The sequence below is a fragment of the Solemya velesiana gill symbiont genome, from assembly GCF_002020805.1.
In the GTDB taxonomy this organism is placed as follows: Bacteria; Pseudomonadota; Gammaproteobacteria; order Chromatiales; family Chromatiaceae; genus Sedimenticola_A.
Genome location: NZ_MPRJ01000126.1, coordinates 1 through 1,030 on the forward strand (window position 1 = coordinate 1; position 1,030 = coordinate 1,030).

The 1,030-nt window shown below is 43.5% G+C and carries 2 protein-coding genes; both read right to left on the reverse strand.

All coding sequences use genetic code 11. The annotated features are described in order from the left end of the window. Window positions 1-235 precede the first annotated feature (235 nt). On the reverse strand, window positions 236-580 hold the full coding sequence (locus BOW53_RS12615) for a hypothetical protein (RefSeq protein WP_078488322.1): 345 nt from the start codon (window positions 578-580) through the stop codon (window positions 236-238). Continuing rightward, window positions 580-1,030, reverse strand: a 451-nt coding sequence (locus tag BOW53_RS12620; protein WP_135607117.1) for an RHS repeat domain-containing protein, incomplete at its 5' end; no start/stop codon positions are given. The genes BOW53_RS12615 and BOW53_RS12620, both read right to left, overlap by 1 nt.

The window sequence follows — 1,030 nt, forward strand, 5'->3', positions numbered from 1 at the left end:
AATTAACCGCATGGCCCACTAGGCGGGTCAATATTAGATGCAAAACCTGGGTCAGTTTTAAATGCAAATCAACATATACTACTGAAATGACACAGAATTACTAACACTCCCCTATAACAGTCTCCGTTTGCATTCATATCTGGGCTACATGAGTCCCAACGATTATGAACGACAACTGACAGAGACGAAGAAAGCGGCTTAACTGGATTGTAACAAAACCCTTGACCACGTCAGACTATTTCCTCAACTGAGTCGCTACGCCACCAATAAAACGATATATCTTACCTTCCTGCTTAACAGTCCCATCGCTATACACAAAGAGTGTGCTACCAAGAACTGTTTCTGGAGAACTAATGTAAATACCAATCTGGAGCACAGATCTGCCAGAGTCCTTGTACTCGTCCAACAATTCCAACTCAATTTGATACTGTTGCTCTTCTAAAGAAGGTATTGGTTGGTATGTCTCAATAATCTGTTCATCTCTGAGTCCACAGAGTTTTTTATAAGACTCCATTGAGTAATGACACAGCGCTTCTTCAAGACGCTTTTTAAGAAATTCGATGTCCGAATTGACAGTCATTATGGCATCCAATCTGAGGGCTTGATGGGTGAGCACCGACCTGGGAACGGCCACTGCTTTCTAAACAGCTGTTTACTTCCTTTTATATAACAGACTAAATGATAATGCTCACAATATTTCCCATTCCACGTGTGATGCGCCTTGTGGCGTTCGAATTTACATCTTACGTTTTTGTATGCCTTTACCGCGTCTTGAGTCGCCTTTTTACAGGCGGGTATGCGCATACATATGTTTATTGCAGCACCACCAATCGCTATTGGTAACTGGGCTGCCGATCCTTGGGGATCTATAAAACGCTGCGGATTAGCATTGGCATAGAGATAAGTATTAAGTCCACCCTCAAGACCTATAGGGTCACTTTGGATGTATCTTCCGGTGCTGGGGTCATAATCGCGGAAGTAGTTGTAATATAACCCGCCTTCATCGGCGACCTGGCCAGAGAACCGCAAG